The organism is Bounagaea algeriensis, from assembly GCF_054491375.1.
Genome location: NZ_JBSSUS010000002.1, coordinates 16253 through 37944, shown reverse-complemented (window position 1 = coordinate 37944; position 21692 = coordinate 16253). Strand labels below are relative to the sequence as shown.

Below are 21692 nucleotides of genomic sequence, written 5' to 3'. Positions count from 1 at the left end.
GGTCGTGATCCTGCCACCACTGACCAGCCGCGGCGTCGGAGACACGTACGCCCCAGCCGAACGCATCGGCTGGGGCGTACGTGTGCAGCGCAGGCGACTATTCGTACGTGCGGTACTTGAACACGCCGCCTTGGCCGAACGTGGTCGGCTCCTGGTCGATCCGCAGCACGCCTTCACCTTCGAGCCGCTGCACGAGCTTCCGCACGGCTTCGGCCTTCTCATGGTTGGTGAACAGGTCGGCGCGTTTCAGTGGCTGTTCCTGGTCGCGGTCGTCGAGGTAGCGGAGCAGCCCGTAGGCGGCCCAGCCGAGCGTATGCGGATCGCGCGCGGTCGTCATAGTTCGCATCCTATCGGGACCTCGCGTCAAGGCAACTTCATGTTTTCAGGTATTGCCTTAACTCAAGGAAGAACCTTAATCTAAGTGTGTTTCCGCTACAGCAGAGCACCGGAGGAGCCGATGCGCCTCGCTCTCACCGCCGCTACCGCTGGCCTCGCCGTCCTGGCTCTGGCCGGCTGTGAACAACCCTCGCCCGGCAGCGCTCCCCAGCTGGACATGCCCCAGCCCGACGCGCCTATCGGTGCCGACCCGGACGAGTACGGCCCGCTGCTACCCGCCACCCCTGACGGGCCCGCCGAAGCACCCGACCCGCAGATGCCCGACGAGGTCACCGCCTACTGCCACGGCGGCGACATTGTCGATTTCAAGCCCAAAACTCCCGAAGCACAGCAGCGTGCGCAGGGCATCTGCGCCGACCAGCAGACCTACGAGGAGCACGGCTTCACCGAACCCGACCCACGCGGCCCGGGCGGAGGCACCGGCGATGCCGACCAGTTCCAGCAGGACATGCAGCAGTGGCTCGACGACTACACGACCACGAACTGAGCACGAGCAGGAAGGAACGCGCCATGACGATCACCTCCCGTGAGCACGCCGAAGCCGTGCAGCAGCTGCTGGACTACTACCTCGTCGGCGAGAGCGTCGGCTGCGGTGTCAGCCACGACCAGGCGCAACGCGCGTGGGAGCGCCTCGCCGACGCGGCCCGCGAGCACATCGCGGACGGCTGGAGGCCGATCGAGGTCGGCCGCCGCTGGCGCACCCGGGGCCAGTCCGCGCCGGACCCGGAGACGAGTTGGGAGGACTGCCCGACCTGCCACGACCTGGGCGAGGTCTGCCGGTTCCACGACGGAGTGAGGTACGGGGCGGACGAGGCGTTGCGGCAGGCCGCGCAGACGCTGACCGCGTTCGCTCGTGATCCGGATCAGATGCTGGGCGTGATCGACGCGGACCAACGGCAGCAAGAGCTGCTGGCTCAGCAGCAACAGGAGCGGCAGCAGCGGCGCACCAGGGTCGAGGCGGACTGTCCCCGCTGTGGCCAGCCGAGGCGTTGGTTCGACCCGGCATGGGCGCACTACGGCTGCGAGAAGTGCGACTACCAGTCGCAGTTCGCTACCCGCTGACCGTGCGGGCTGGCCGGGCACCCGGTCCACCCGGTTCGGGCCGGGTGTCCTCCTGCCCAGCACGGGCACAGCAGAAAGGGGAACCGCCGTGACCCAGGAAGAACACGAATTCGAGGTGATCCGCCGATTACTCGGCGACGAGCACGTCGCCGTGATCGAGCAGGTGCTGCGCCGCGACGGGTGGCGCACCTCGTCCATGATCCGCCCGACCGAGATGTTCCAACCACGCGACACGTTCACCGACGTGGTCAACCGGTGGTATCGCCGCCTCTCCACTGACGGCCGCCTGCCCGGTGGCTGCACCCGCCGCGATGTCGCCTGCGCGGTCATCGAGCGGCGCATGCACGTCGACGCCGAACGCACCGCCGAACGCTGAACCATCAAAAACCCGGCCGCGCCATCTGGTTGGTCGCCTACTGGCGCGGCCGGGGAACTCCGATAGAAGGAGCAGCACCAGTGTCTCACCAGAACCCGACCCGGGCCACATCCCTAGTCAGCACCGTCGTTGCCGGCGCTGCCCTGCTTGGCTGGGCTGCCCACGCCGCCCATCTGCACAGCGTCGTCGCCGACGCCCGACGCGACCCGCTCACCGGCTGCTTGCGCCGCGATGCGTGGGAACCCCGCGCCGACGCCGTCCTGCGGCGGCACGGCCGACGTTCCGCGGTCGTGCTTGTCGACCTCGACGGGCTGAAGCAGGCCAACGACAGGCACGGCCACCACGAAGGCGACATGCTCATCCGCAGCATGGGCACCGCGCTCCGCCGAACGTTCCCGGATTCTCCGGTGGGTCGGATCGGTGGCGACGAATTCGTCGTGGCCGTCGCCGGCGTACCCGCCGACGCGGTGGCACGCACCGCCGCGTTCGAGCAGTGGAGCACGGAGATCGCCCGCCGGTCCCGCGCTGGGTTCTCGTTGGGGATCGCGCACCGGCACACCCGCGTGACCAGCACCGCCGAAACCACCCGGACCGCGCTGCTGCACCAAGCCGATCTGGCGATGTATCAGGCCAAACACGTGCACCACGTGCCGTGGCTGTCCTACACCTACCTCGACGGCAAACCGGTGCCTACTGACAGCCCGATCGTCCGCATCCGCGACGCCGCCTGAGGCTCGACCGCCGGCGTTCAGGTGATGTGCACCGGCTGCACCTCTAAGCGCTGACCAGTGGTCGGCAGGGGATGCCGCCCCTGCCGACCACCTACCCCCGACAACCGCCCTGACTGGAAAACGGAGGTCGTTCCATGATGACCGATGTCGCGGTCACCTTCGCCGTGTCCCTGCTCGCGTTGCTGACCGCGCACCATGTGGCTGATCACTGGGTGCAAACCAGCTGTCAAGCCGCGGGCAAGGCACAGCGCAACTGGTACGGGGTGTGGTGCTGCGCCAAGCACGTCGCCGGCTACACCCTCACCACCGCCGCCCTGGTGGCTCTCGTCTGGGGCGTGTTCGGACTGGCGATCAGCCTCGTCGGGTTCGTCACCGGTCAGCTGATCTCCGCGGTGACGCACTACTGGTCCGACCGGCGCTACACCCTCGCGTGGCTCGCTCGCGTGCTCGGCAAGGCCGGCTACTACGACCACGGCGGAAGCTTCGAGCTCGACCAGAGCTTCCACCGGCTGATGCTGTTTGCCGCCGCGCTGGCGACCGCGCTGATCTAGCCTGCTCCGCGCCGTTTCGCGCCCCGAGGGAGCTTTCCCGGGGGGCGCGCTCGCGCTCCGCGTCAGGGCCGGCCTGGTACCGAGCAAGATAGTAGATCAGGGGTACTTACTGGCGCGCTTAAGCGCGCACTGGTGCCGCGCCCTCGCGGTCACCGCCGGGGCAGAAACGCTAGCTTTCTGCATATCTTGCTGTCCGCTCGCCGGTCGGCGAGCGTTCGCTGAACTGCCGCGGTGGTGCGGAGCAAGATAGGCGGAACGTCGGCTTCGGAACTCGCGCGGTCGCGGTCGAGTGGGCCGCGGAGACGCCGGAGCAGGTGCAGGTGGGGGCCGCGTCGCGGTCACCGCGGAGGACCGCTGCGGCGATGAACCTGTGTTCGGTCGCGGGCCGACCGTGCATAAAGTCGCCGCTTTATGCGCGGCGCCGTATCGGACAAAACCGTTGGGTGGGTGCACCGACCGGCAGTGCTCCCGTCTCGCCGGGCGGCAACAGCACATGATTTGATCTTGGTGTGGAGGTTGGTGGGTGGGTGGTGTTTGCTCCTTCGTGGTGGTGCCTCTGTGTTCCTGACATTTCGATCAAGTACCGAACTCATCAGGAGACATACCCATGCGAACCAGCAACCAGTTCACATCACGGCTCGCGCGACTGGGCCCGCCGCTGCGGACTTTGGGACGTTGGGGACGCCGAACGTTGGTGCACCCCATGACGAGTCTTCTCGTCGCAGGCGCTCAGGGCTTCAGTAGCGAAGCTGGCAAACAGCTGTTTCAGCTGCTGTCCTAGGGCGCAGTCGTGTAGGCCGTGCACGGGGCCCGCTCCTGATTGGTGGTCAGGGGCGGGCCTTCGTGCTGCTTGGAGGTTCTCACCTGCCTGGCGGGGTGTGCCGGCCGAGATGTGTCGCTCCGGGCCCGGGCGGCCGAGCAGGGCGGGCTAGCCTCGCGGCCGCGGCGTGCTCCCGGCGACACTCGCGCAGCGGTACCCCCAAGTTGATCACCTGCGGTGTGCTCGTCGGCGAGGTGATTGCAATGCCCCGCCGCACCGACCGCCGCCACGACCGCTCTGCCCGCCGCGCCGCGCTCACCCACGCCGCCGAATCTCGGCGACACACCCCTCCATGCGACTCTTTCGCGCGTTCCCGCGGCAACCGTCCGATATCGAATCTCTGAGTGGGCCCGGTGCTCCTGAACGTGTCCCAGAGAGCAAAGTATGGCGTTAAGTCTGGTGAAGGCGCTGCTGTCGGCAGGTACTGAACTGGTGTTCCTGTTCGCGGTCATCAGAGCGGTAACTCGCTGAACTGCGAGAAAGTGCCACTTTGCGTCCTGGGTCAGCTATAGGAGCACCGGACCCACTGAAGCGACGGGCTACGCTGCACGGCATGCGTACCGAGATCATGCTCGATGAGCAGGAACAGCCGTGGATGACCGTGCGGGTCTGCCTCGAGTGCGAGCCGGACCGGTTTCCGCGTCGGCCGTTCGGTCTCGACCGTTGTTGCTCGGGGTGCGGCGGAGCCGGCGAACGGGAGACGCGGCATGTGCCGCAGTTCCGGCTCGGGGTGCAGCACGAAGTACTCAAGGAGCAGCACCGCAGCCACCGCGGGTGAGCTGCGTTCGCCGTTCTTGCGGGAGTGCGCGCCCTGTCTGGGTCCGCACACGCTGCCCCTGGGGGAACCCGGTTGGTTGACAGGGGCGCGTGTGCGGGCAGGTTCCACGGTAGGCAGGTGGGGCCGGTCGGGCCTGCTGCGTGGCCCGCTCGGGCGAGGCGTCAGGGCCCAGCGCGGGCGGTCGGGCAAGAGAGGTGAGTGCTCTCGACCGCCCGCGCCGGTGATGCCGCGGCGGCCGGCACGAACGCGGCAGCCGGCCGCCGGCCTGCAGCGCCCTGGGGGAGACCCGGCAGGCAGGGGCCATCGTGCCGCACGGCGCGGGCGGGTTGATCATTGCCTCGACCGTGTGTCGCACGCGGGTTCGAGTTCGGGGTCCTTCGTGGGCGAAGGCGTGTCGGGAAATGACCGTTTGCAGACACACCGCGGCCGCGGTCGTTGTCCCTGTTCAGTAGTGTCGAGAACTCGTGTCTAAAAACTGTGTCTGCAAACCCGGCGGTGGGGTAGTTTGAGACGCATGTTGGTTGGCTATGCCCGCGTGTCCACCGACGAGCAGAACCCGCAGGCGCAACGCGACGCCCTGTTGCGTGCTGGTGTCGCCGAGGAGAACCTCTACGTCGACCACAGCTGCGGGGCGAAGTCCTCGCGGCCGCAGTGGGATGTCGTCCAGCGCGTCCTGCGCGATGGCGACACGCTGATCTGTACCCGCCTGGACCGGGTTGGGCGCTCCACGGCGCACCTGGTGGCCACGCTGGACGAGTTCGGTCGGCGCGGGGTGGCTTTCCGCTTCCTCGAGCAGGGCATCGATACCACCACGGCTGAGGGCCGCATGCTCTACCGGATGCTGGCCGCGGTGGCCGAGTTCCAACGCGACCTGATCACGGCCAACACCCGCGAAGGGCTGGCCGCCGCCCGCGCCCGCGGCCGCACCGGCGGGCGCAAACCGAAACTCAGCCCGGAGCAGGTACGTGATGCGCAAGCCAAGTACGACAGCCGTGCGTGGACCGTGCAAGCCATCGCCAACTTGTACGGCGTGCCCCGCAGCACGCTGTACAACCACCTGCACACCGGATCCAGCCCCGGGCCCAGCGCGACCGCGGTGGAGCCGGCGCAGCACACCCAGGCCGAGAGCACACCACCGTCAGAGGAGACCCTGCCCGCCGCGGGCCAGGAGAGGCCGGCGCGTGCGCCCGGCCCGCAGCGGCGCTCTGGCAGCCGGCGGGCCCGCCGGCGCTACAGCACCGCCGAACTCGACGCCTACCAGCTCGAGCCGGTACGCACCGGCGGCGAACTCACCAGTTATCGCGTGCGCGTGGCCGGCGACGTGCTCGGCAGCATCGAACGCGCCCCGGCCGGCCATCACGGCTGGATCGCCCGCGATGAGCATCGGAGTATCCAGCCGCACCGCGGAGACACCCGCCGCTACGCCCGCACCCGCCAACACGCCGTCGTCGACCTGCTGCTCGGGCTGGGCTATTCCGCCGAGCAGTAGCCGGTCGTAGCCCCGTGGCAGGGGTAGCCGTTCGGTTTGCGGGGGCTCTCCCTGACAGGGTGTCGGCGACCGGTAACCGGCACGTGATCACGTGCCGGCGTCTCGTGCACATGCGGGTAGCCACCGCACGGGCGCGGACCGGTGCCGGCCTGCGGTGGGCATGGGACGACAGGCACCGGCAGGTGGCCCCGAGTCGGCCGAAGGGCCTCTCCGTCCGCGACAGTGCCCTGCACGGGTGGCCACGCGCGCATGCGTGTCCGACGATCGCGCAGGACATCTGATGTGCGAGCGCCTCAACGATCGTCGACGCGTGTGGCGCGGTCGACGCCGATTTTTCTGTGACCCGCCGGTGTCGTTCTGGTGCGAACCGGTGGTGGAGGCTGGCTTGTCCCGCTCGTTACTGCCCCCGCGTGTGAGCGGGACAAGCGCAGCACACCGATGCGAGCGTGTCCCTTTTCGCATCGCTTATACTGTGGTCGCATCAGCTCGACCACGTGCGGCCTTCCCATCAAGGAGCGTCGAAAAGATGGCAAGACCGTGATTCTGCTGCTGGCCAGGCTGTTTTCGACGGTGCCGGAAACAGGGAAACGTCACTGGCAATCACTGGCCAGCAGCAGCGGTGGCCCCAGGGACAGTGCGAATCCTGGGGCCACCCGTCTCTGGTGCGGGTCAGGCGCGCACGGGCGCCCCGTTGTCGCCTCCGACGACGCGGCTAGCGTAGCCGCAGCAGAACGGTGCCTCAGTTCTGCTGGGCGGCCGGCTGGGTGCAGCTGTCGTCTTCGTGCTGCGGGGCCGCACCTTCGCCGCCGGCACCGAGACCGAGGGAGGCGGTGGTGTCCTGCAGCGGAACCTGCACACCCAGCACGTTGGTCGGAACCTGGTTGTGGCAGGCCTGGATCGGAATGTTGTTGTGGCTCAGGTCGATGACCGACTGCGAGGGGGCGTACTCCGTGCCCTCCTGCTCCTGGGCCTGGCCGGTCGGCCCGCTGGCGAAGGCCGTGCCACCCATCCCGAGCGTCAACAGCCCACCGGCCAGAACGGCCGAGCTGCGGGCGACGATGCGGGTCGTGGACGTGCGATTCCCGAACATAAACACCTTCCTTTTGATGAGCCCATTCAGCCCAGTGGGGCTCCGGCATTCGATACGTTAGCCAGCCCTAATTGAGACATCAACCAGGGGGCGTGTCGCAGGGTTCGCGGCGAAACGGAAATTCCGTCCCGCGCTCGAACACACCTCACCCGAAAGGGATTCACGAAAACAGCGTGCGCCGGCGTGGGGGACTTGACATTTCCTTTCCGCGAACGAGGAACAGGCAATGAGCACGGTGTGTATCAACAAAAAAGACCTGATCAGGGGAATCCTGCGCTGTCCTGCTTGTGCCGCGAAAGGCCGGTCCGGCGCGCGGGCGGGGTTGGTCCGATCGTGTCTGGCCAGTTCTGGCTAGGCTGCCCCGATCGACCCGCCATGCTCGCTGGCGCCGGTGCGACAACTCGGGAGCAGTGATGGTCCAGCACCCTTCGACCTCCGCCGCGCAGACCGCGCCGCAGCATGGGGGCCACGGGGACGTTGCGCTCGGCTCGGCAGTGCCCCGGCTGCGGGTGTTGGATCGAGTGGTGCAGCTGCGGGCGGCCGGACTGGACTGGCCGAGCGTGACGCTGCGGCTGGCGCCGCAGACCAGTGCTGCCGAGTTGTTCCATCGGTGTGCCCGCAGCGGCCGCACCACCCGGCAGCCGGACCAGGAGCAGCTGCATTGGCACTGCTGCAGCTGCCGCCAGCTGATCATCGACTACGGACCGCACGCACCGGCCACCGGCCACGCACCCGGCTGCCCCGCCACCCTCAACCCCAGCTCCTGAGGCGCCCCGGAGGGGGTGGGCGAACCCCCGCGAGCCTCGCCCGGCCCACCTTGCCCCGCACGCGCGCCGCGGACCGCGCTACTCGGTCCGACTGGCCAGGCCGCCGGTGGGCTGGCATGCTCACCGGCAAGCTGGGCACGTCGGGGAGTTCTCGGGCTGGCCCTGCCGGCGGGGGCCAGTGGCAGGACCGGCCCGCCCAGCACCCCGACCGCACGGGCCCTTCCGCGTCCTCGAGTTCGCTGGACACGCCTCCACGAGGACGTGGTCGGCCGGACGTGGGCGCCAGCAGTGACTGGCCCACCGGGGTCAACCGCGTATGCTTTCGAGTGCTCCGCGGCACCTCCGGGAGCCGTCTACTTTGCCCTGGCTCTGCTGGACACGGCCGCGCACAGCACGCGCCTGCTGTGCGCGGCCGTGTCCAGCAGAAACAACACGGTGGTGGGCCGCTTGAGACCGGTGGTGATCTGCTCGTCGCCGGCCGGGCGCACCCTTCGGACGTAGGAGCACGGTCGATGCGAGGGCGCCTGTCGCTGGTCACGTTGGGCCTGCCGCGCACCGGCTGGATCTGTGCCGGCTGCGGGCAGGAAAAGACCCCGCTGATCAACGGGCTCTGCACCGACTGTCGCTGACTCCCACGCGAGGCAAGCGCAGAGTGGGGGCAGTGGGCAGCAGCGCGGGCGGGCTGTCGGCCTGTCGGTGCACACGGCACTCCGGCAGGAGCTTGAGCATGCCAGAAAGAGCCGTCCGGGCGGTGCCGTGTCCGGCGTGCCCCGCGTGTCGTCCCTGCTGGCCAGGCTGCTAGCGCAGCCTGGCCTAGGTTGGCGCTTAGGTGTCCGCAATGCGGTGGGCGCCGCAGACGAGACAGATCAGCCGGCCGCTGCAGGTGGGGCCCGCGGTGCCATCAGCTGCGCGCAGGGCGTGCCAGCCGCAGACGTGGCAGGGCCAGAGGGACGGCCGGGTCGGCACGGCACCGTCGGATAACGCGCTGATGCGGCCACGGGCAGCGGCAGTCATGACCAGCTTGTCGTGTTCCACGGTCTCCTCGACAGCAGCACGAAGATCAACTTCCGCAGCCTCATCTTAACGAAACGCTCCAGTCTCGCCGATGCGAGTTTCCTCGCATCGGTGCTGGCGTTGATCCGTGAGCCCCCTCTCTTGTCTCGGTTTGTCACTGTGACAAACTCGCGCTGATGGAAACACCGTCCTACGACGACACATTCCCCACCCGCGAACAGTTGCAACACTGGGGCGCGGAGCTCACCGAGGCGGTCGACGATCGGCAGGTCGATGCGGCCGCGCTGGTTGAGCTGCTGGCCCTGCTGCGGCGTCTCGGACGCGATGCCGGCTGGCTGGCCGATGTTGTGCTGTTGCTCGCGCGAGAACAGGGTGCGGCCCTGCCTGGACTGGCCCGTGCGTGGTCGCGCACCGGCCAAAGCACCTACACCCACGCCCCGGATGCACGGATCCACAAGCTCGTCGACGGCTACGGCTCGGCGGCGGGCGTGCTGCAGGCGTATCGGGATCTGCCCTCCAGCCCGTCCAATTCCTCTCCTGAGTCCGCCGAGGGCTAGCAGGAGTCATGGCCGCCGGGGAAGGGGCACCAGCAACCATCCGCACCGGCCACGGAATCCCGGCCGTGGCTAGGCAGCGACATGGCGTGCACACCGGGGTCTGTCCTCTGCGGACATGGTGGTTACGATCACGCCCGGCTTCGACGTCGGGAGTGCGATGATGCGGACAGAGACGGTGGCACAACTCGTGGCAGGCCGCGGCGGACTCGGCAGCGGCTACTGCCACGGGGTGCCCTGATGGGACGTCGTCGACAGAAGATCCGCCAGCATCAGCAGCGTGCCTCCGCCCACCCGTCACCGGCGAGACCGGGGTGATGCGACAACGCCGCGATGCGGTCTTCGAGTTCCACCCGCAGCAGCAACCGCCGCGACCGGTGGGTGAACCCGGCCGCTACCGCCGGCTCGAACGCGACCACCGGCAGCGTTCACGCGAGTAGATGAACCAGAGGACCTGGTCCTCCCGTCGCGCAGCCGCAGCCAGCATGCTGAACTCATGATCGAACCTCGACGGCAGCGTCGCCAGCTTGCCCGCGCTCACCGTGCAGAATCGGTCAGCTCTGCCCCGGCACCCCCGCGCCTCATTCCCCGACCGACGCGGGTGGTCGATATCGAGCTGCACCGCACCGTCGACGAACACGACCCCGAAGTCACCGGCTGGACCGCCCACTGGCAGATGGGCGAGGCGAGCCGCGGCAGACAGGATCACGACGAGGACCTGGCCGCACTGCTCACCGCGATCCTGACCGACCTCGCCCCGCTGGGCGAGTACTACACCCTGACCCTGGCCTGGCAGCTCGGCGGCCAGGCGCCGGCCGGGCACACCGTCGCCGAGGCCGTCGCGGCCACCGGCCTGTCCCTGCCCACGCGCCTGCCCCGGGAATACGCCTGATCCCAATGTCAGCACTGAGCACGTGCACCCGCGAAGAACGCGGACGCTGAGCACTTCACACAGCGCCTGTCGTGACCTCCCTCGACGGGATACCCCGAGGGACGAAAAGCGCCACAGTGCCTCCTGGCGTCGCCACACAGGAAAACGAGCAGTTCACACGGCTACACAGCTGCGGTGTCCCCATCGAAGCGACACCCCTTTTCGGTCCCTACCTGCACCCCGAGTGCGGACAGCAGATCCACCACGGCCTCCTGCCGCGTGGTGGCCATGCGACCGCGGCCGACGTGCCGGACCGGAGACGTGCCGGTGGTGGTGTAGGCCTGCCAGCCGCGCGGGCGCACGCTCCGGCGGAGGTGGCCGAGAACGTCGCCGCCGATCCACACCTCGTAGCTCGCCGTTTCCCGGTGGCCTCATCGACAACCGGCCGCAGCTCGTAGGCGTCCAGCTCGGCATCGGTGTAGCGGCGCGGCATAAGGCAACGGTAGCGCGGGGTATCGACGCTAGCGGTGGTTTCACACTCGTGATCCGGACACATTCGACGCCCGCGCGGGGTGACACGGCGACGCTGGCGGCGCATCGCCGCACCCCCACCTCGAGCCGAGTCGTGATCGTAACCGGCGCGTCCGCAGAGGCCAGACTACGGTGCGGACGACAGGAGCATTCCCCCACGAGAGGATGGGACCTGATGGCACCGAAGAACGAGCTGAGTCGTCCGCGCCAGGGCGCGTGGATCGCCGGCGTGTGCGCGGGCCTGGCCGACCGGTTCCGCCTACCGCGGGGGCTGGTGCGTCTGGTGTTCGTGCTCTCCTGCCTACTGCCAGGCCCCCAGTTCGTGCTCTACCTCGTGCTGTGGGTCATGCTCCCGCGCCGGTGACCGTCGACGAGCTCGGGTGGGCGGCGAGCAGGTCGTCTCAGAACCATGCTTGTGGGACGAGGACTCGACGGAGGGTTCCGCGGGCCGTTTCCCCAGGATCGACCGTCTCAGATATCCGTTGCGCAACTGGGGTCGCAGAACCTTGTGCATCATCATGTTCTGAGACATGATCGTGGGATGGAGATCGGCTACGCCCGTGTGAGCACGTCCTCGCAGTCTTACGACCGCCAACTCGACGAGCTCACCGCCGCCGGGCTCGACCGCAGCTGCGTCTACGCCGACAAGAAGACCGGCCGCGACTTCGACCGCTCCGGACTCGACGCCGCGCTGGCCTACGCCCGCGCCGGCGACACCCTCGTCGTCACCAGCCTCGACCGGTTGGGCCGCAGCCTGCCCGGCGTGTTCAGTGTGATCGGCGAACTCGACGAGCGCGGCATCAATCTGCGCAGCCTGAAAGAGAGCATCGACCTGTCCACCTCGGCCGGGCGGATGCTGGCCGGCATCTTCGCCAGCCTCGCCCAATACGAAGTCGACTTGATGCACGAACGCGCCGCCGACGCGCGCGCCGCCCGCGAAGCTCGCGGCGGGGCCTCCGGCAGGCCGCGCAAGCTCACCGACGCGCAGGTTCGCCACATCCAGTTCCTCAAGCAGCACGAGCAGCGCACCGCGAGCGAGATCGCAGCCGACATGGGCGTGTCGCGGGCGACCGTGTACCGCGCCCTCGACCTGGGCGAGACGTCCCCTGCCACTACTAAGGGGGCCACTTGAGGACGTCGACCGCGTGTGGACGAACAGCACCGCCGTGCGCCAATCCCTCACCGCGGCCGCGTGGGAACCGGACGGCACCCGAGCGCCCTGCCCGCAATGCGGCCAACCCGTGCTCGCCTACGCTGCTGGCCTCGAAACCCACAACCTGCCGCGGGACGAGCGGGACCGCACCGCGCGGTGCCCAGGGCGGCCGAGCTAGCTGCTGTCTACCTCGACCGCGTGGGCCACGGTATCCGGCCCCGAACATGCGAAAGGCCCCGGCAGGAACGACGTCGTTCCTGCCGGGGCCTTGCTCGTTTCCAGCGTTTTCGTTCAATCAGTTGGGCTCCCACGGACGCCGCTGTGGTGCTGTCACGTCCAGCGGATCCGCAGCGACCAGGCGGATCGCTAACGAACGCACCTCGGACGCCCACGCGGCGAACACCTCCTCGGGAGAGGTGTCGTATCCAGCGACGGGGCCACCCAACCACGTACCGAGCCGGCTCGGGCGGCCCATGATGATCCGGCCAATGGTGCTCCGGTCCTGCTCATCCGCCCCGGCGGCCACGTGGAACGCGATCGCGGGGAAATCCATCGCATCGATCCGAGCGGGACTCTCCGCCGTCTCGCCGGCCGCCCACCGTCCTGCCCCTTCGATGTGCTGCGCCAGCTGGAACAGCCGCTGGCGCGTGCTCTTGGGGATGTCGGGCTCGTCCGGGGCGAGCTCGCGCGGGCCGCATTTGTTGTCGCGGGCGCTGCTGTAGACGACCATGCCGGCGAGTTCGACGAGTCGGGCCAGGTTGGCGCGGTGTTCTGCTTCTCCGAACAATGCTGTCCTTTCAGGTTGATGGTGCGGGGTTCGAAAGAACCGACAACGGGCGGTTCACAGCAGTAGCCAGCTGCCGCCGAGGTAGAGGCACCACCCGGCCAGTGCCAGCCAGCCGAGCACCCAGAACGGCCAGGGAATGCCGGTTTCGCGGTGCAAGGTGGCCGCGTCCCCCAGCCGCGGCGACCCCTGCCACCAGTTGATCACCAGTGGGAACACGCCGGTCACGCCGGAGCACAGCAGCAGCCATGCGATCGCGTGCGCGACCCAGACGTAGACCAGGGACACGTCGACCCACAGCAGCAGGGCCACGCCGGCGAGCGTGCCCGCCACGGTGACCCAGGTGAGCAGTCCGCGGGCGAACGGCGCGGCCGCGGCGGCCACCACGCCGAGCACGGTGACCACGGCGGCCGCCTGCCCCTGCCGCAGCAGATGCGCCGCGGCAAGACCGAGCACCGACACGGCCGGATAACCGGCGAGGGTGGTGAGCACGCTGCGGAGGCCGACGATGGTGGTGGACTCCGTCTCACCGTCATCCGGTTCGGAAATCTCCAACCGGTGCACTTTCCCGCGGGTCAGCAACGCCAGCGTCGCATGCCCCATCTCGTGCACGAGGGTGCCGAGCACGTTGGCGTGATACAGCGCCGAATTCAGCTGCACTACTGGGGAAATGGCAACTGCCGGCGCGGTGGCGATGGCCAGCCCCAGCAGGCCAGTGAGCACGACGAGCCACCACGGGGCGGCGGGCGCGGTGGCACTGATGCGCTGTGCCAACTCCTCGGCCATACGGTCCTTCCTCTCGAGCATTGGGGCGCGGAGATGATCATGCCGTCCATGCGAGCAGCTCGGGGCCGATTTCGGGCAGATCGAGCATGCCGGCGTAGTCCGCGCCAGAGGCGAGCACGAGTGCAGCCACTGCGCTCCAGGACAGAGCTGCGACGACCTTCTCGGCGGTACCGCCGCCGGTGATGGCCAGAAAGCTCGGCAACGAGACGCCGTACCAGCGTTCGCCGCGGATCGGCAGAGGCCAGAACATCGCCACCCCGTTCTCGGTGAGCGCATCTCCGAGGAGATGTCCGAACCAGCCGCTCGCCAGCGCGAGCGCGAGCACCGGCGCGTGCTCGCTGGCTACACCGAGGTGCGGCAAGCCGAACCACCCAGCGACCGCCGCGACCAGCCCGACGAGGACGGTGCACACGAGGGTGTGCGTGAAACCCCGGTGCCGACCGCCAGCATCGGCGGTATCGGCGGGGGTTTTGGTGCGTTCGTAGATCCAGCCGGAGAAGCCGGCGGTGAGTTTGTGCAGTCCTTTGGTGATGATCCAGAGGCTGCGGGTGGCAGTGCTGTTGTGGCTATCGATGTCCGGTCCGAGCCCGCCCACCCCGCCGATGCCGGTGCAGGCGAGCACGACGGCCGGGGCCGCACCGGTAGCGACACCGGCCACCGCGCCGAACATCGACGACACGGCGACGTGTCCGATCTTGTTCACAGTGTTGATCTCCAAGGGCTGAAAAAGTCCCCGCCCACTGCTGGGCGGGGACTGCTGCTCGTTGAGCTGGTCAGTTCAGGCCGAGGTTCGACGCGAACGTGCTGATCGACTCCTTGGCATGACTGACGAACTCCATCGAGGATTCCGGGAAAGCGAGGAACGCGACGACGAACGCCAACAGCACGACCGCGACGGGCTTGGTGAAGTTCACGAACGCCTCCGGATGTTGATGCGGCGGGTGGGCAGCTCGGGCAGATCTCGCTGCCGCATGCGCTCTGGTGCGCCGGCCAGGTCGGATCGTTCGCGGCCGAAGCGTTGCGCTCGAGTGGCGCGGATGGCGAGACCGATGGCGACGAGGCACGCGGCGATCACGCCGCCCGCGAGGACGCCGGCGGAGACGAGCAGGATGCTCATGCCGTGCCCTCCTGCGCCTCGGGCTCCTCCGAGGTCGGATCGCGCCAGGACTCCTCGCAGGTCGGGCACCAGCGCCACGTCGTAGTCCGCGGGGTGGTGGGCACGCAGATCGGGCAGCGCTGATGCGGCGTATCAGTGGGGCTAGTCTTGGCGCGGATGAGCTCGACGAGCTTAGCGATCATGACTCCTCCAAACATGAGAAGCCCCCGCCACACAGGACTGTGGCGGGGTGGTGCATGTCGAGTGCGTTGGGGGCGCGATCTTCTACGAGAACCCACCCTGGGCGGCCAGGGAGAACAGGGAGTCGGTCTGTCCGTCGGTGTCGGTGGCGGTGATGCGGTCGTGGCGCTGCTGCCGGCGCTGTCGGGTGCGGCCGAGTGCGGCGTGGCAGTAGTAGCACCGGCCCTGGTAGATGCGGACCGGCCGACCGTCGACGAGATGGAACGTGCCGCTCCGCGCCCCGCAAGCCAGTCCGGTGAGGTTGGCCAGGCACCGTCCGGAGCCGCATTCGCCGCGGCACCGGCACATCGTCGCGCTCATAGGGCCTCCCACGGTTCAACGCGGAACCGCTGTTCGCTGGCGTCCCAGTCGAGCTGTGCCCGCGCGCGGGTGCAGTCGGGGACGTACCGGCGGATGTCCGGCGCTGAGTGGAAGAACCACAGGTCGGCCTTGATGGCGGCTTCCTCGTCGGGGTGGACGCCGTGCCAGAGCGACGGGCGGTCCGAATTGCCACAGTCGTGGAGGAGCAGCTGTTCGCCGCAGCCTGGGCAGTGCGCATGGTCGCAGCCGTCCTCGTGCGGCGTGTCCGGCTCTACCCGGCAGCCGGGGCATTTCTGCGGGACAAGTTCTGCTTCAGCACTCATGGAATGTCCTTTTCGGAGCGGGCGAGATGCGGGCCGAGCCGGGCGGCTCCCGCAACGCACCCACCACGGCGGGCGGGTGCGCTGCGAGGACATCCGGGTTCAGGTGGTGACGACCTCGATGGCGGAGTAGGCGCCATCGACGTCCTTACGGGCCAGTCCCTTGGTCGCCAGGCTGCGCAGGTGTTTCCGCGCGGACTGCACGGACATGTCCAACGCGGTGCCCGCACTAGTCGGGGTGCGCTGCGGTTTCTCACGCAGCAGGTCCAGCACCCGCTGTTCGGCCGCGGTCGGCTCGGCGGTAGCGCCACCGGCGCTGGCTGGGGCTGTGTCCTCGCGCGGCGAGGGCGTGGGCTGTTGCTCCGGCATGGCCCGCCGTTGTGCTGGCGACAGCAGTGGATCGTCCAGCGGGGTTTCCTCGATGCCGGCGGAGTGGTGGCCTGCCGAGGACGATGCGGTCCGTGAGGTGGGCGCGCTCGGTGTCGCACCCTGTCCCGTGCTGCCGGTTGCAGCCGTGGGATTCGCCGAGGCGTCGTCGGCTCGGTCGATCTGTTCCAGCAGCGAGCGGTTAGCCTCCACCTTCGAATCGGCCTGGGCGAACCGTTGGGTGTAGGCCGTGCCAATGCGTTTCTGCACCCGCTGGTCCAACGTGGCCTTCGGATAGGCCGCCAGATGCGGCCGGAAGTCCTTATCTGCCGGGCAGCGGGCCTGAAACCGGATGTGCGGCCGGTTTCCCTGCAACGCGTAGCCGAAGCCCATGCCGGGCAGCGAGCCGGAGGGCTGGCCTTCGTAGCCGGACACGAGCGACGCGTTGCCCTCGCCGTAGCGCAGGATGAACGCGTTCGTGCCACACATGCCATCCCGCAGCACGGTGGCCAGGTTGGTTTTGCCGAAGGTGTTCATCGTGATCGACTGTGAACCCCCGAGCAGTCCCATCCCGTTCTTGCGCATCCGCCGGTCAATATCGGCAATGTCGTCACCGAACGCGTTGCCGGTTTTCGGGTTCGTCGCGGAGAACACCTCGTGGCACTCGTCAACGATGACCATGATCGCCGGCCGGTCCGCGGTGTGTTGAAAGCCGAGTTCGCCTTCCACGGCACCTTCGGCTTCGCGGACCTCGCAGGCGGCCCACATGGCCTGCCACAGGTCCACGACGTTGGAGTAGGCGCCCGCGGTGCCGTGCACACCGCGCATGGGCCAGTCGGCCTCGGTGATCAACGCGGGGCTGGATTTGCCTTCCTGCGGGTCGAGATACCAGATCTCGATGCCGAGCTTGCGCAGCCCGGCGGCCACGAGCTCGATGAACCGCGACTTGCCCGAGCCGCGAGTGCCGAGCACGAACCCGTCGTTCATCGATCCGCGCGGCACCTGCCCGGCGGCCAACTCCTCCGCGGTGAGCTGATCGGAGAGCACGTGGAAGTACTCGTGGCCCATGCCATCCGAGTGCGGACCGAGGTCGATGAAGACATCCCCGCCGTCGTAGACGATCTCCGGGCCGGTGTAGTCGTTGGACACCGGGTCGGTGATGATCGTCATGACCACCGTGGTCTGCAGCGCCCCCGGCCGGCGGTCCTTGTCGAACTGGATCGCCGAGGGGTCGACGTCGAGTGCGTAGCCGATCTCCTCGGCCAGATTGCGCACGGTCTTGATCGTGTGCTTGCCCCGCTGCAGTTGCAGCTGAAACTGGAAGCCGTGCGCGGTGCGCTCAGCCCGTTCGGCGATGCTCGAGCCGGGCAGCAAGTCCCGCGTTGCCACGTAGCTGCGGTAGTCGTTCACGATGCGCTGCACATACTGCTGCTCGTCGGTGAGCGACTCGGCCGGCGCGCTGTCCCTCTCGGCGGCCGCGGCCGCCGGTTCAGGCGCCTCCGGTATCGGAAGCGGGTGCTCGTACTCGCGCCACCACGGCAAGGCCATGTAGGCCGTGGCCACGATCAGCGAGATCCACATGCCGCCCTGCCCGCCGGTGGGGATCAGCGGCATGAGCATCGTCCACACCGACAACAGCGCCATCGTGGCCGTGATGCGGTCGCAAAACTTCTTCGGCGCGTGCTTGCCGAGCCATCGGCGCCAGGCCAGCATCGACGCGCCCACCGCCGTGGCGGCGAACAGTGCGGACAGGGCGACCGGATGGCCCGAGCCGACCTCGACCGCGGCCCACCCACCGGCACCGAGCGCGGCATACGGGGTGGCCAGCGCCCACGGGGCCAGTTGTTTCCGGTTGCGGTACAGCACCGACTTCGCCTCGGCCTTGGTGGTGCGCCCGGCCTGCCGCGCCGTGTCCTTGGCCTGCTGCCGGTACCGCGTTTTCCGCTCGTCCTTGGCGGCCTGGGCGCGGACGGCCTGCCACAACTGCGTCTCCGAGCGGCGCTCGGCCGGTGGCTTCTTCCGCTCCTGCTGCCGCAGCGTGGTCAGCATCGTCTGCGCCAGCGCGTCGATACGCTGCTGCCGCTGCTCCTCGCGCTGCTGCTTCTTCTGCTTCCGCGACGAGGTCGGCTCGGGCTGGGTCTGCTGCTCCTGCTCCGCCGGCGCCGGCGGGCCCTGCGTGGTCGTACTCAACGGGATCGCCTCCTCATGTTCGGATAATTCGCGCCGGTGAGCGGCCCACAGGCACCACGCCCCGGCGTGCGGGGCGTGGTGCCGAGTGCGACTCACCGAGGTGCGGCTCACGCGCCGGTGTAGAAGCCGGTGCGGCTGGAGATGCCGCCGCCCTGGCCGGCAGCCGACAGGGACTCGGAAATCGACCGCTGCTGCGAGAAGAAGCTCGAAGCGGACGTCATCTCGTTCTGGGCGAGGTTCACTTCATCCTTGGCCGTGTTCAGCGCCTGATCGAGCTGACGCAGCGCGGCCACAGCGTTGGTGAAGGACTGCTGCCCGCGGTCGAACCGGCCGGTGATGCCCGTGTCGAAGCCCTCGCCGGTCAGGCTGGTGCTGCCCTGCTCCTGCTGCGCAGCCTCGGCTTCCATGCCCGCGATGGCCTTCTGAATCCCGGCGATCTGGGTATCCAGCACCGACTGGACGGTGGCCGCGTACTGCGCGGACTCGTCGGACCGCAGCTGCGCGGTTTCCAGGTCGGTGATTTCCACGCTGCTGCTTTGTGGAGCGTTCATGGTGTCTCCTCCGGTCGATGCGGTGGTGCTACTGGTGGATTGCTGCTGGATCTGGGCCATGCGCTCGGTGTGCTCGCGCTCGGCCTGGGCCTGCTCGGCCTCGTGGGCGCGCAGCTCGGCCTCTTCGGCCTGACGCCGGTCGTCCTCTTCCCGAGCCCGACGCCGGTGCAGCTCGGCGATCGAAATCCTGCACGTCCCCTTGTCGGGGTCGGTGATCATGTCCTTCTCAGGATCGGGGCCGGTGGTTTTCACCTTCTCGGCATTCTCACTGCCTTTCTGCGCTGCGGTTTCGCCACCCGAGCCGCCGGTGGAGTCCGACTGCGTGCTTTGGTTCTCCGTGCTCTCGGTGGATCCCTCCTGGTCCTCACAGTCGCGGCGGGCGAACGGCAACACCGTCGCCTCCCCGTTCCCGTCGGTGGCGTTGTCCGCACCGGACTGCTCCGCGGCGGGATCGTCCTCCGACGGGACCTCGGATGCGTCCGGGTCGCCGCCGCCAGCGCGGTAGTCGTTGCGGTTGTGCGCCTCGTCCTCATCACGACGAGCGTTCTCGTCGTGCGCTGCGTCTTCAGCCTTCCGCTCGCCATGGGCACGCTTGGCATCCCGTGCCTTTTGCGCAGCGGTTTTCAAGGCGTCCCAGGAACTGCCGCCCGCGGCGGCGAGTTTGCCGCCGAGGTATTCACGACGCCGAGCGCTGCGTTCCAACTGCCGCTTTTTGCCCTCGGCAATCTCGTCGCCGTGCTCGCGCAGGTAGCGCATCTTCCCGTCGTGCTTGGCCGCGGACTTCTCGGCAGCAGCCTCGGTGTGCTGCTGCCAGATCCGCTTGAGACCGCCGGGATCCTCGCGGGGCTGCTCACCCCGCTGGCGGCGCCGTTCCTCCTTCGCGCGCCACCGTTCCTGACTCGGGGGCGTCTGCCCCCGAGCTTGGGCGATGCCGTCGGTGGCCGCGGTGCCGGCGGTTTTCACCGTGGCCACGGTGAACAATCCGATCAGCAAGATCGCGGAAAACGGATCCAACCTGCCCCACCTCCTTTCCGATCTGCGCTGGGGAATCGGTGTGTGGGCGTGCCCGCGCCGGGAGTCGAACCCGACAGCCCGCGTCGTTGCGGGCACCGGTGGCGGGCTGGCGGAACCGGCCCGGAGGGGTGCGCACCGCCGTTAGGCGATGGCGGTGAGCACCTGCGGGCCGACGCCACTGACGGACTGCACGAACCCGAGCAGCCACGGAGCGAACTCAGCACTGGCGACCAGCGCGAGCGGGGCGACGAGGAATACGGAGAACTTCGCCCACTTGTTGGCCTCTTTGTCGATGAGGTCCGCGATCGTGCCCAGCAGCACCAGAATCAGCACGACGGTGGCGATGACCCCGGCGCTGCCACCGAGCAGTGCGGCGGCACCGCCGAAGATCCAGCTGAACAGCGCCGCGATCGCGGTGGCTACGGTTCCACCCCAGAACGGGAGGGGCCAGAACAGCAGCGACCAGACCCCCAGCACGAAGAAGGCGAACGGGAGCCACCACATTCGGCCTCCGTGCAGCCATTTCACCCGCTTGCAGAACCACCGGCAGATGAAGAACAAGACAGCAGCGAGCAGTTGCATGAGGACACCTCCAGGTCAGGTGAGTAGGTCGTGGGCCCACACCGCGGGGGTGAGGGCGTAGCCGAGGACCATGCGGGTGGGCGGGTACAGCACGAGCGCGGTCAACAGCACCGCGGCCACCACCCGGCGGGCCGGGTGATCCAACAACCAATCACCGCAGCGCAGAACGGCTTTCGTTCCAGCGGCGGCGTAGCTGTCGGCGATGGCGGCCGTGCGCAACGGCCCGGCATCAGCCAGGTGGTTGCCGCGGCGGGCCCGGTCGAGCACCTCGTCCGGGGCCAGCGGGCGGTGGCTCCACATGCCCGACTGCGGCGTGAACGTCGCCCGCCCCCACGCCAGCAGCGCGGCAAGGTCCACGCGTGAGCGTGTCGAGCTGCCCGCCGGGCGGGACTCGGCTGCCGCCTCCTGCTCGCCGGTGTCCTCGCCGGTGCCGTTATCGGATTCGGCGCTCTGCGCTGCATCGTCGTCCGGCACCGTCGCGTCGTCGGGCACGGGATACAGGTGCCGCGGCTCGGCGGCGGCGGTGGCTGCGGAGTCCGGTGTGGACTCCTCAGCGGTCGTGTCGGGGGCGGTTTCGGCTCCCATGGGATTCACCTCCGTTTCGGGATTCCGGTGCGGTAGAGCTCGTCGCCGGCGGCCAGCAGCGCCTCAATCGCGCCGGCCAGGTGCCCGTCGGGCTGGTATTTCTGCGCTGCGCTGCGCAAATAGTCACGAGCCGCATCCAGCTGGCGCAGCGGGTCGCGGGTGCGGCCCAGCCGGTGCTCCACCTGCGCCCGCGCGCCCTGGTGTTCCTTGGACCGGCGGGCGGCTGCGGCTTCCCCGGCCGGGCGGTGCTGCCGCAGCCGCCGGCGGCCGTCGGTCCGTCCGGTGTCGACGGTGCGGGACCGTCCAGCCACGCACCTCACCTCCCTTGTCGTTGTCTGCGCTGGTGTTTCAGGACTGTCGACCGCGGGTTCCAGCGGCCTGCGCAGCACCCCGCACGAATCCGCGCGGGGTGCTGCGCCGGTGCTGGACACCGAAAAGCGAGAAGTTCAGGCGGCTTCCTGGTTCGCCTGCCACGTGGCGGCCAGCGCCTTCTCCCACGACGAGCAGGGAACGAAGCTGCCGTCGTGGTGGCGGTAGCCGTGCTGCACCCGGCCGGTGCGGCGACCGTGTTCGTCACGCACGGGCCGCTGCTCCACGCGGGCGACGTACCGGCGAGTGGCGATATCTGCGAACATGACGAGACCTCCTTACGAGGGGTGTGTTTGGATGCGGGG

At 68.8% G+C, this 21692-nt stretch carries 28 protein-coding genes; 12 read left to right on the top strand and 16 right to left on the bottom strand.

Going from position 1 to position 21692, the window contains the following annotated elements; genetic code table 11:
• Nucleotides 1–97: 97 nt before the first annotated feature.
• The gene (locus ACVGV2_RS20895; protein ID WP_459166121.1) at nucleotides 98–337 is read right to left on the bottom strand and encodes a hypothetical protein; all 240 of its coding nucleotides are present in this window, start codon (nucleotides 335–337) and stop codon (nucleotides 98–100) included.
• Nucleotides 338–457: 120 nt separating this feature from the next.
• Here ACVGV2_RS20895 and ACVGV2_RS20890 point away from each other — a divergent pair, with 120 nt between their 5' ends.
• The 7 genes from ACVGV2_RS20890 to ACVGV2_RS20860 all read left to right on the top strand — a co-directional run bounded on the left by ACVGV2_RS20890 (nucleotide 458) and on the right by ACVGV2_RS20860 (nucleotide 6203).
• On the top strand, nucleotides 458–883 hold the full coding sequence (locus ACVGV2_RS20890) for a hypothetical protein (protein WP_459166120.1): 426 nt from the start codon (nucleotides 458–460) through the stop codon (nucleotides 881–883).
• Between the two features lie 23 nt (nucleotides 884–906).
• Entirely contained in the window at nucleotides 907–1458 is a 552-nt protein-coding gene (locus ACVGV2_RS20885; protein ID WP_459166119.1) for a hypothetical protein, read from the top strand.
• An 88-nt stretch (nucleotides 1459–1546) separates the two neighbouring features.
• Nucleotides 1547–1834 (top strand): hypothetical protein, encoded by a 288-nt coding sequence (locus ACVGV2_RS20880; RefSeq protein ID WP_459166118.1) that lies wholly within the window; start codon nucleotides 1547–1549, stop codon nucleotides 1832–1834.
• Nucleotides 1835–1914: 80 nt separating this feature from the next.
• Nucleotides 1915–2565: a GGDEF domain-containing protein gene (locus ACVGV2_RS20875; RefSeq protein ID WP_459166117.1), complete on the top strand. Its 651-nt coding sequence runs from the start codon at nucleotides 1915–1917 to the stop codon at nucleotides 2563–2565.
• A 134-nt stretch (nucleotides 2566–2699) separates the two neighbouring features.
• Nucleotides 2700–3116: a transcriptional regulator gene (locus ACVGV2_RS20870; RefSeq protein ID WP_459166116.1), complete on the top strand. Its 417-nt coding sequence runs from the start codon at nucleotides 2700–2702 to the stop codon at nucleotides 3114–3116.
• Nucleotides 3117–4489: 1373 nt separating this feature from the next.
• Nucleotides 4490–4714, top strand: coding sequence for a hypothetical protein (locus tag ACVGV2_RS20865; protein ID WP_459166115.1), 225 nt, complete (start codon nucleotides 4490–4492; stop codon nucleotides 4712–4714).
• A gap of 514 nt (nucleotides 4715–5228) precedes the next feature.
• Nucleotides 5229–6203 carry a recombinase family protein gene (locus ACVGV2_RS20860; protein ID WP_459166114.1) on the top strand — a complete coding sequence of 325 codons (975 nt, stop codon included), beginning with the start codon at nucleotides 5229–5231 and terminating at the stop codon, nucleotides 6201–6203.
• A gap of 739 nt (nucleotides 6204–6942) precedes the next feature.
• On the opposite strand, the gene ACVGV2_RS20855 is transcribed toward ACVGV2_RS20860, so the two are convergent.
• Nucleotides 6943–7293 carry a hypothetical protein gene (locus tag ACVGV2_RS20855; RefSeq protein ID WP_459166113.1) on the bottom strand — a complete coding sequence of 117 codons (351 nt, stop codon included), beginning with the start codon at nucleotides 7291–7293 and terminating at the stop codon, nucleotides 6943–6945.
• Nucleotides 7294–7706: 413 nt separating this feature from the next.
• On the opposite strand from ACVGV2_RS20855, the gene ACVGV2_RS20850 reads away from it, so the two are divergent.
• The 5 genes from ACVGV2_RS20850 (at nucleotide 7707) to ACVGV2_RS20830 (ending at nucleotide 12162) form a co-directional block, all read left to right on the top strand.
• Complete coding sequence (locus ACVGV2_RS20850; protein ID WP_459166112.1) at nucleotides 7707–8060, top strand: hypothetical protein; 354 nt, start codon at nucleotides 7707–7709, stop codon at nucleotides 8058–8060.
• Nucleotides 8061–9250: 1190 nt separating this feature from the next.
• Nucleotides 9251–9631 carry a hypothetical protein gene (locus tag ACVGV2_RS20845; protein WP_459166111.1) on the top strand — a complete coding sequence of 127 codons (381 nt, stop codon included), beginning with the start codon at nucleotides 9251–9253 and terminating at the stop codon, nucleotides 9629–9631.
• A 598-nt stretch (nucleotides 9632–10229) separates the two neighbouring features.
• Nucleotides 10230–10520: a hypothetical protein gene (locus tag ACVGV2_RS20840; protein ID WP_459166110.1), complete on the top strand. Its 291-nt coding sequence runs from the start codon at nucleotides 10230–10232 to the stop codon at nucleotides 10518–10520.
• A 685-nt stretch (nucleotides 10521–11205) separates the two neighbouring features.
• Nucleotides 11206–11394 (top strand): PspC domain-containing protein, encoded by a 189-nt coding sequence (locus ACVGV2_RS20835; protein ID WP_459166109.1) that lies wholly within the window; start codon nucleotides 11206–11208, stop codon nucleotides 11392–11394.
• 177 nt (nucleotides 11395–11571) lie between these two features.
• On the top strand, nucleotides 11572–12162 hold the full coding sequence (locus tag ACVGV2_RS20830) for a recombinase family protein (protein ID WP_459166108.1): 591 nt from the start codon (nucleotides 11572–11574) through the stop codon (nucleotides 12160–12162).
• Nucleotides 12163–12478: 316 nt separating this feature from the next.
• On the opposite strand, the gene ACVGV2_RS20825 is transcribed toward ACVGV2_RS20830, so the two are convergent.
• From ACVGV2_RS20825 to ACVGV2_RS20760, 14 genes are all read right to left on the bottom strand, one after another.
• Nucleotides 12479–12970: a hypothetical protein gene (locus ACVGV2_RS20825; protein WP_459166107.1), complete on the bottom strand. Its 492-nt coding sequence runs from the start codon at nucleotides 12968–12970 to the stop codon at nucleotides 12479–12481.
• A gap of 54 nt (nucleotides 12971–13024) precedes the next feature.
• A complete protein-coding gene (locus tag ACVGV2_RS20820) occupies nucleotides 13025–13753 on the bottom strand; it encodes a M50 family metallopeptidase (protein WP_459166106.1) in 729 nt (242 codons plus the stop codon).
• A 37-nt stretch (nucleotides 13754–13790) separates the two neighbouring features.
• Complete coding sequence (locus ACVGV2_RS20815; protein ID WP_459166105.1) at nucleotides 13791–14471, bottom strand: metal-dependent hydrolase; 681 nt, start codon at nucleotides 14469–14471, stop codon at nucleotides 13791–13793.
• 55 nt (nucleotides 14472–14526) lie between these two features.
• Nucleotides 14527–14667, bottom strand: a complete 141-nt coding sequence (locus ACVGV2_RS20810; protein ID WP_459166104.1) for a hypothetical protein — start codon at nucleotides 14665–14667, stop codon at nucleotides 14527–14529.
• Nucleotides 14664–14870: a hypothetical protein gene (locus ACVGV2_RS20805; RefSeq protein WP_459166103.1), complete on the bottom strand. Its 207-nt coding sequence runs from the start codon at nucleotides 14868–14870 to the stop codon at nucleotides 14664–14666. Before ACVGV2_RS20805 ends, ACVGV2_RS20810 begins: the two co-directional genes overlap by 4 nt.
• Nucleotides 14867–15052 carry a hypothetical protein gene (locus ACVGV2_RS20800; protein WP_459166102.1) on the bottom strand — a complete coding sequence of 62 codons (186 nt, stop codon included), beginning with the start codon at nucleotides 15050–15052 and terminating at the stop codon, nucleotides 14867–14869. The genes ACVGV2_RS20805 and ACVGV2_RS20800 overlap by 4 nt, the downstream gene beginning before the upstream one ends.
• An 82-nt stretch (nucleotides 15053–15134) precedes the next feature.
• Entirely contained in the window at nucleotides 15135–15410 is a 276-nt protein-coding gene (locus ACVGV2_RS20795; protein ID WP_459166101.1) for a hypothetical protein, read from the bottom strand.
• Nucleotides 15407–15733 carry a hypothetical protein gene (locus ACVGV2_RS20790; RefSeq protein ID WP_459166100.1) on the bottom strand — a complete coding sequence of 109 codons (327 nt, stop codon included), beginning with the start codon at nucleotides 15731–15733 and terminating at the stop codon, nucleotides 15407–15409. The genes ACVGV2_RS20795 and ACVGV2_RS20790 overlap by 4 nt, the downstream gene beginning before the upstream one ends.
• 99 nt (nucleotides 15734–15832) lie before the next feature.
• Nucleotides 15833–18286: a hypothetical protein gene (locus ACVGV2_RS20785; RefSeq protein WP_459166099.1), complete on the bottom strand. Its 2454-nt coding sequence runs from the start codon at nucleotides 18284–18286 to the stop codon at nucleotides 15833–15835.
• A gap of 107 nt (nucleotides 18287–18393) precedes the next feature.
• Entirely contained in the window at nucleotides 18394–19593 is a 1200-nt protein-coding gene (locus tag ACVGV2_RS20780; RefSeq protein WP_459166147.1) for a hypothetical protein, read from the bottom strand.
• Between the two features lie 399 nt (nucleotides 19594–19992).
• Nucleotides 19993–20355, bottom strand: a complete 363-nt coding sequence (locus ACVGV2_RS20775) for a hypothetical protein (RefSeq protein ID WP_459166146.1) — start codon at nucleotides 20353–20355, stop codon at nucleotides 19993–19995.
• 93 nt (nucleotides 20356–20448) lie between these two features.
• A complete protein-coding gene (locus tag ACVGV2_RS20770) occupies nucleotides 20449–21018 on the bottom strand; it encodes a hypothetical protein (protein ID WP_459166145.1) in 570 nt (189 codons plus the stop codon).
• Nucleotides 21019–21023: 5 nt separating this feature from the next.
• Nucleotides 21024–21329 (bottom strand): hypothetical protein, encoded by a 306-nt coding sequence (locus ACVGV2_RS20765; RefSeq protein ID WP_459166144.1) that lies wholly within the window; start codon nucleotides 21327–21329, stop codon nucleotides 21024–21026.
• 135 nt (nucleotides 21330–21464) lie between these two features.
• Complete coding sequence (locus tag ACVGV2_RS20760) at nucleotides 21465–21653, bottom strand: hypothetical protein (RefSeq protein WP_459166143.1); 189 nt, start codon at nucleotides 21651–21653, stop codon at nucleotides 21465–21467.
• Nucleotides 21654–21692: the final 39 nt, after the last annotated feature.

Coding starts and splice junctions, on each gene's coding strand:
- ACVGV2_RS20895 (WP_459166121.1), bottom strand. CDS start 337: ATGACGACCGCGCGCGATCCGCATACGCTCGGCTGGGCCGCCTACGGG.
- ACVGV2_RS20890 (WP_459166120.1), top strand. CDS start 458: ATGCGCCTCGCTCTCACCGCCGCTACCGCTGGCCTCGCCGTCCTGGCT.
- ACVGV2_RS20885 (WP_459166119.1), top strand. CDS start 907: ATGACGATCACCTCCCGTGAGCACGCCGAAGCCGTGCAGCAGCTGCTG.
- ACVGV2_RS20870 (WP_459166116.1), top strand. CDS start 2,700: ATGATGACCGATGTCGCGGTCACCTTCGCCGTGTCCCTGCTCGCGTTG.
- ACVGV2_RS20865 (WP_459166115.1), top strand. CDS start 4,490: ATGCGTACCGAGATCATGCTCGATGAGCAGGAACAGCCGTGGATGACC.
- ACVGV2_RS20860 (WP_459166114.1), top strand. CDS start 5,229: ATGTTGGTTGGCTATGCCCGCGTGTCCACCGACGAGCAGAACCCGCAG.
- ACVGV2_RS20855 (WP_459166113.1), bottom strand. CDS start 7,293: ATGTTCGGGAATCGCACGTCCACGACCCGCATCGTCGCCCGCAGCTCG.
- ACVGV2_RS20850 (WP_459166112.1), top strand. CDS start 7,707: ATGGTCCAGCACCCTTCGACCTCCGCCGCGCAGACCGCGCCGCAGCAT.
- ACVGV2_RS20845 (WP_459166111.1), top strand. CDS start 9,251: ATGGAAACACCGTCCTACGACGACACATTCCCCACCCGCGAACAGTTG.
- ACVGV2_RS20835 (WP_459166109.1), top strand. CDS start 11,206: ATGGCACCGAAGAACGAGCTGAGTCGTCCGCGCCAGGGCGCGTGGATC.
- ACVGV2_RS20830 (WP_459166108.1), top strand. CDS start 11,572: ATGGAGATCGGCTACGCCCGTGTGAGCACGTCCTCGCAGTCTTACGAC.
- ACVGV2_RS20820 (WP_459166106.1), bottom strand. CDS start 13,753: ATGGCCGAGGAGTTGGCACAGCGCATCAGTGCCACCGCGCCCGCCGCC.
- ACVGV2_RS20805 (WP_459166103.1), bottom strand. CDS start 14,870: ATGAGCATCCTGCTCGTCTCCGCCGGCGTCCTCGCGGGCGGCGTGATC.
- ACVGV2_RS20800 (WP_459166102.1), bottom strand. CDS start 15,052: ATGATCGCTAAGCTCGTCGAGCTCATCCGCGCCAAGACTAGCCCCACT.
- ACVGV2_RS20795 (WP_459166101.1), bottom strand. CDS start 15,410: ATGAGCGCGACGATGTGCCGGTGCCGCGGCGAATGCGGCTCCGGACGG.
- ACVGV2_RS20790 (WP_459166100.1), bottom strand. CDS start 15,733: ATGAGTGCTGAAGCAGAACTTGTCCCGCAGAAATGCCCCGGCTGCCGG.
- ACVGV2_RS20780 (WP_459166147.1), bottom strand. CDS start 19,593: ATGCGCTACCTGCGCGAGCACGGCGACGAGATTGCCGAGGGCAAAAAG.
- ACVGV2_RS20775 (WP_459166146.1), bottom strand. CDS start 20,355: ATGTGGTGGCTCCCGTTCGCCTTCTTCGTGCTGGGGGTCTGGTCGCTG.
- ACVGV2_RS20770 (WP_459166145.1), bottom strand. CDS start 21,018: ATGGGAGCCGAAACCGCCCCCGACACGACCGCTGAGGAGTCCACACCG.
- ACVGV2_RS20760 (WP_459166143.1), bottom strand. CDS start 21,653: ATGTTCGCAGATATCGCCACTCGCCGGTACGTCGCCCGCGTGGAGCAG.